General features: G+C 47.8%; 2 tRNA genes and 4 rRNA genes. All 6 read right to left on the bottom strand.

The window, feature by feature from the left end:
- Position 1: 1 nt before the first annotated feature.
- Positions 2 to 115, bottom strand: a 5S ribosomal RNA gene (rrf, locus tag CIK80_RS07735).
- Between the two features lie 161 nt (positions 116 to 276).
- Positions 277 to 3,131 (bottom strand): 23S ribosomal RNA (locus CIK80_RS07730).
- A 342-nt stretch (positions 3,132 to 3,473) separates the two neighbouring features.
- Positions 3,474 to 3,549: transfer RNA gene (locus CIK80_RS07725), tRNA-Ala, on the bottom strand.
- 7 nt (positions 3,550 to 3,556) lie between these two features.
- Positions 3,557 to 3,633, bottom strand: a tRNA-Ile gene (locus CIK80_RS07720).
- 74 nt (positions 3,634 to 3,707) lie between these two features.
- Positions 3,708 to 5,246, bottom strand: a 16S ribosomal RNA gene (locus CIK80_RS07715).
- 692 nt (positions 5,247 to 5,938) lie between these two features.
- Positions 5,939 to 6,052: ribosomal RNA gene (rrf, locus tag CIK80_RS07710) — 5S ribosomal RNA — on the bottom strand.
- Together the 16S, 23S and 5S rRNA genes with 2 tRNA genes alongside form the textbook arrangement of a ribosomal RNA operon.
- Between the last annotated feature and the right edge of the window lie 80 nt (positions 6,053 to 6,132).

Below are 6,132 nucleotides of genomic sequence, written 5' to 3'. Positions count from 1 at the left end.
GAGCTGACGATGACCTACTCTCACATGGGCGAACCACACTACCATTGGCGCTACGATGTTTCACTTCTGAGTTCGAGAAGGGATCAGGTGGTTCCATCGTGCTATTGTCGTCAGCAAAGGGGGTTAGATATGAGTCTGTTTGTGTGACTTTGATAAGTACCACATAACCTAACTGAATCAAGGTTAACGGTGATATCGAAATGTTCTTTCTTATTCTAAAGCTTTCGCTTTACAAGATAGATTAATTAGACTTGATACAAACCACTTGGGTGTTGTATGGTCAAGCCAAACGAGCAATTAGTACAGGTTAGCTACACGCATCGCTGCGCTTCCACACCCTGCCTATCAACGTCCTAGTCTTGAACGGCTCTTTAGGGAAATCTAATCTTGAGGTGGGCTTCCCGCTTAGATGCTTTCAGCGGTTATCCCATCCGAACGTAGCTACCGGGCAATGCCACTGGCGTGACAACCCGAACACCAGAGGTTCGTCCACTCTGGTCCTCTCGTACTAGGAGCAGATCCTCTCAAATTTCCAACGCCCACGGTAGATAGGGACCGAACTGTCTCACGACGTTCTAAACCCAGCTCGCGTACCTCTTTAAATGGCGAACAGCCATACCCTTAGGACCTGCTTCAGCCCTAGGATGAGATGAGCCGACATCGAGGTGCCAAACACCGCCGTCGATATGAACTCTTGGGCGGTATCAGCCTGTTATCCCCAGAGTACCTTTTATCCGTTGAGCGATGGCCCTTCCATACAGAACCACCGGATCACTAAGACCTACTTTCGTACCTGCTCGACTTGTGGGTCTCGCAGTTAAGCGCGCTTTTGCCTTTATACTCTACGACCGATTTCCGACCGGTCTGAGCGCACCTTCGTACTCCTCCGTTACTCTTTAGGAGGAGACCGCCCCAGTCAAACTACCCACCATACATTGTCCTCGGTATTGTTATACCTGAGTTAGAACCCCAACATGACCAGGGTGGTATTTCAAGATTGGCTCCACCAAGACTAGCGTCTCGGCTTCAAAGCCTCCCACCTATCCTGCACAAGTCAGGTCAAAGTTCAATGTAAAGCTGTAGTAAAGGTTCACGGGGTCTTTCCGTCTAGCCGCGGGTACACAGCATCTTCACTGCGATTTCGATTTCACTGAGTCTCTGCTGGAGACAGCGCTGCCATCATTATGTCATTCGTGCAGGTCGGAACTTACCCGACAAGGAATTTCGCTACCTTAGGACCGTTATAGTTACGGCCGCCGTTTACTGGGGCTTCGATCAAGAGCTTCGCTTACGCTAACCCCATCAATTAACCTTCCAGCACCGGGCAGACATCACACCCTATACGTCCACTTTCGTGTTTGCAGAGTGCTGTGTTTTTAATAAACAGTTGCAGCAGCCTGGTATCTGCGACTGCCAATAGCTTACGGAGCAAGTCCTTCACCATCAGCAGCGTACCTTCTCCCGAAGTTACGGTACCATTTTGCCTAGTTCCTTCAGCAGAGTTCTCTCAAGCGCCTTGGTATTCTCTACCTGATCACCTGTGTCGGTTTAGGGTACGATTCGTTTATGACTATCGCTTAGAAGCTTTTCCTGGAAGCATGGTATTTGCCACTTCGCTGTACAAGTACAGCTTGCTATCAGATCTCGGTATAAAATAGCCCGGATTTACCTAAGCTATAAACCTACATCCTTCCACCTGGACAACCATCGCCAGGCTGGCATAACCTTCTCCGTCCCTCCATCGCATCATAAACAAGTATCGGAATATTAACCGATTTCCCATCGACTACGCCTTTCGGCCTCGCCTTAGGGGTCGACTCACCCAGCCCCGATTAACGTTGGACTGGAACCCTTGATCTTCCGGCGTGCGAGCTTTTCACTCGCATTATCGTTACTCACGTCAGCATTCGCTCTTGTGATACCTCCAGCATGCTTTACAACACACCTTCACAGGCTTACACAACGCTCCCCTACCACTTGAAAACAAATTCAAATCCGCAGCTTCGGCTCCTAGTTTGAGCCCCGTTACATCTTCCGCGCGGGCCGACTCGACTAGTGAGCTATTACGCTTTCTTTAAAGGATGGCTGCTTCTAAGCCAACCTCCTAGCTGTCTATGCCTTCCCACCTCGTTTCCCACTTAACTAGGAATTTGGGGCCTTAGCTGGCGGTCTGGGTTGTTTCCCTCTCCACAATGGACGTTAGCACCCACTGTGTGTCTCCCGGATATCACTCATCGGTATTCGGAGTTTGCATCGGTTTGGTAAGTCGGTATGACCCCCTAGCCGAAACAGTGCTCTACCCCCAATGGTGTTCGTCCGAGGCGCTACCTAAATAGCTTTCGGGGAGAACCAGCTATCACCGAGTTTGATTAGCCTTTCACCCCTATCCACAAGTCATCCCCTGGCTTTTCAACGACAGTGGGTTCGGTCCTCCGGTGCCTGTTACGGCACTTTCAACCTGCTCATGGATAGATCACTCGGTTTCGGGTCTATACCCTGCAACTAGACGCCCTATTAAGACTCGGTTTCCCTACGGCTCCCCTAAACGGTTAACCTTGCTACAGAATATAAGTCGCTGACCCATTATACAAAAGGTACGCGGTCACCCAACAAGTGGGCTCCCACTGCTTGTACGCACACGGTTTCAGGTTCTATTTCACTCCCCTCACAGGGGTTCTTTTCGCCTTTCCCTCACGGTACTGGTTCACTATCGGTCAGTCAGGAGTATTTAGCCTTGGAGGATGGTCCCCCCATCTTCAAACAGGATTTCTCGTGCCCCGCTCTACTTAATATGTTAATGCTAATGTTTCGAATACAGGACTATCACCTACTACGGTCAGCTTTCCCACGCTGTTCTTCTACATTAGTACTAATCGGCTTCTCCCCGTTCGCTCGCCGCTACTAGGGGAATCTCAATTGATGTCTATTCCTAAGGGTACTGAGATGTTTCACTTCCCCTCGTTCGCTTCCTAATAAATTAGGATACCTAGCTTATGCTAGGTGGGTTTCCCCATTCAGAAATCTCCGGATCACAGGATATTGCCGCCTCCCCGAAGCTTATCGCAGGCTGTCACGTCTTTCATCGCCTCTGACTGCCAAGGCATCCACCATGTGCGCTTCATTACTTGACCATACAACCCCAAGTAGTCTTTCGACTAAGTAGTGTCATACACTCTAATTAATGATAACGATATCACCTATGTTTACGCTTGATTCAGTTCTCTTATTTCTTTTTAGCAATCAACCCCTGGGATAACAACTGATGTCGTTAAAGAGCTGATTGCTAAGGTTAAGATGTGCGCGTGAACACGCTCATCCTAACCCAGACTCATATCTATGTTTTTAAATAGTCTCTATGCTCTCGTCGAGTCATAGATTTCCGTATAAAACAGAAAGAAGTAATCTTATTAAAATCACTTATTTCTATTTAATACCTATTTTATTTATTCGCACTCTAAGCTTAACTAAAGTAGTGGTGGAGCCAAACGGAGTCGAACCGTTGACCTCCTGCGTGCAAGGCAGGCGCTCTACCAACTGAGCTATGGCCCCATATAAATGGTGGGTCTAAGTGGACTTGAACCACTGACCCCCGCGTTATCAACACGGTGCTCTAACCAGCTGAGCTACAGACCCAATACGTTCGCTAAAACGTAAGCTTAAACTAAAGAACAACTTGTTGTGAATTCTTGCTGACCGAATGCTGTCTATAAGGAGGTGATCCAGCCGCAGGTTCCCCTACGGCTACCTTGTTACGACTTCACCCCAGTCATCAACCACACCGTGGTGATCGCCTTCCTTACGGTTAGGCTAACCACTTCTGGTGCAATCAACTCCCATGGTGTGACGGGCGGTGTGTACAAGGCCCGGGAACGTATTCACCGCGGCATTCTGATCCGCGATTACTAGCGATTCCTACTTCATGGAGTCGAGTTGCAGACTCCAATCTGGACTACGATAGGCTTTTTGAGATTCGCATCACATCGCTGTGTAGCTGCCCTCTGTACCTACCATTGTAGCACGTGTGTAGCCCTGGTCGTAAGGGCCATGATGACTTGACGTCGTCCCCGCCTTCCTCCAGTTTGTCACTGGCAGTATCCTTAGAGTTCCCGGCTTAACCCGCTGGTAACTAAGGACAAGGGTTGCGCTCGTTGCGGGACTTAACCCAACATCTCACGACACGAGCTGACGACAGCCATGCAGCACCTGTATTCTAATTCCCGAAGGCACTCCCGCATCTCTGCAGGATTCTAGATATGTCAAGACCAGGTAAGGTTCTTCGCGTTGCATCGAATTAAACCACATGCTCCACCGCTTGTGCGGGCCCCCGTCAATTCATTTGAGTTTTAACCTTGCGGCCGTACTCCCCAGGCGGTCTACTTATTGCGTTAGCTGCGTCACTAAGTCCTCAAGGGACCCAACGACTAGTAGACATCGTTTACGGCGTGGACTACCAGGGTATCTAATCCTGTTTGCTACCCACGCTTTCGAGCCTCAGTGTCAGTATGATGCCAGAAGGCTGCCTTCGCCATCGGTATTCCTCCAGATCTCTACGCATTTCACCGCTACACCTGGAATTCTACCTTCCTCTCACCTACTCTAGCCTGACAGTATCAGATGCAGTTCCCAGGTTAAGCCCGGGGATTTCACATCTGACTTATCAAGCCACCTACGCTCGCTTTACGCCCAGTAATTCCGATTAACGCTTGCACCCTCTGTATTACCGCGGCTGCTGGCACAGAGTTAGCCGGTGCTTATTCTGCAGCTAATGTCATCGTCTCCGGGTATTAACCGAAGAGTCTTCTTCACTGCTTAAAGTGCTTTACAACCAAAAGGCCTTCTTCACACACGCGGCATGGCTGGATCAGGGTTTCCCCCATTGTCCAATATTCCCCACTGCTGCCTCCCGTAGGAGTCCGGGCCGTGTCTCAGTCCCGGTGTGGCTGATCATCCTCTCAGACCAGCTACAGATCGTCGCCATGGTAGGCCTTTACCCCACCATCTAGCTAATCCGACTTAGGCTCATCTAATAGCGAGAGCAACAAGTTGCCCCCTTTCTCCCGTAGGTCGTATGCGGTATTAATTCGAGTTTCCCCGAGCTATCCCCCACTACTAGGTAGATTCCTAAGTATTACTCACCCGTCCGCCGCTCGTCATCTTCTAGCAAGCTAGAAATGTTACCGCTCGACTTGCATGTGTTAAGCCTGCCGCCAGCGTTCAATCTGAGCCATGATCAAACTCTTCAGTTTAATCTTGCTATGAAGCTCTTTAAAGAAGCTTCTAAACTTGGCTCATCTAATCTGGCAAAATCGCTAAAAATTATGTTCGTAATGAATTAACTTTGAGTTTTTCTGCTGTCTTAAATGATAATTTTTATAGTTAATAATCTTCCCGAAAAGAAAAGATAGTCAACTTTATTTTTTAGCATCCTGAATCAGCAAAAATCCACACAAGTTGTTCTTTAGTTATGCTTTTAAATAATGCCTGTCACTGTCGTCCAGTAGCAGTTATCTCTTAACTAATTATTACATAGCCAATGTGGCTTATCCTAATTAGCGAGCTGACTATCATATCATGTTTTAATAGACTGTCAAGCTTCTTTTTTAATTCGTTTCAATAAGTTAGCTCGCTAATTTTAGTGATTACTCACTCAGTTATTAACTGCTTTGCCTTAATGAGGTGCGTATTATAGACGCTTTATTCTTAGTGTCAAGGGTTTATTTTAAGTTTGTTTGAATGACCTGAATCAATCAGATACTCAATTAACCTTCCCTTTCGACTGGGTGGCATTATACGCTTGTTTGAGGCTGGGTCAAGGTCAATTGACAGTTTTTTTAAGATTATTTTACTGAGTGACATTTGAGTCAGGTGGCCAGATTAAACAGCCACACAAAGAAAAGCCCCTTGATACGTTAGTATCAAGGGGCTAGTCAGAATAGAGAGCTGACGATGACCTACTCTCACATGGGCGAACCACACTACCATTGGCGCTACGATGTTTCACTTCTGAGTTCGAGAAGGGATCAGGTGGTTCCATCGTGCTATTGTCGTCAGCAAAGGGGGTTAGATATGAGTCTGTTTGTGTGACTTTGATAAGTACCACATAACCTAACTGAATCAAGGTTAACGGTGATA

The organism is Psychrobacter sp. JB193, assembly GCF_002285555.1.
Lineage (GTDB): Bacteria > Pseudomonadota > Gammaproteobacteria > Pseudomonadales > Moraxellaceae > Psychrobacter > Psychrobacter alimentarius.
Note: the sequence above shows the minus strand (reverse complement) of the source record. Positions and strands in the feature narration are given on the sequence as shown.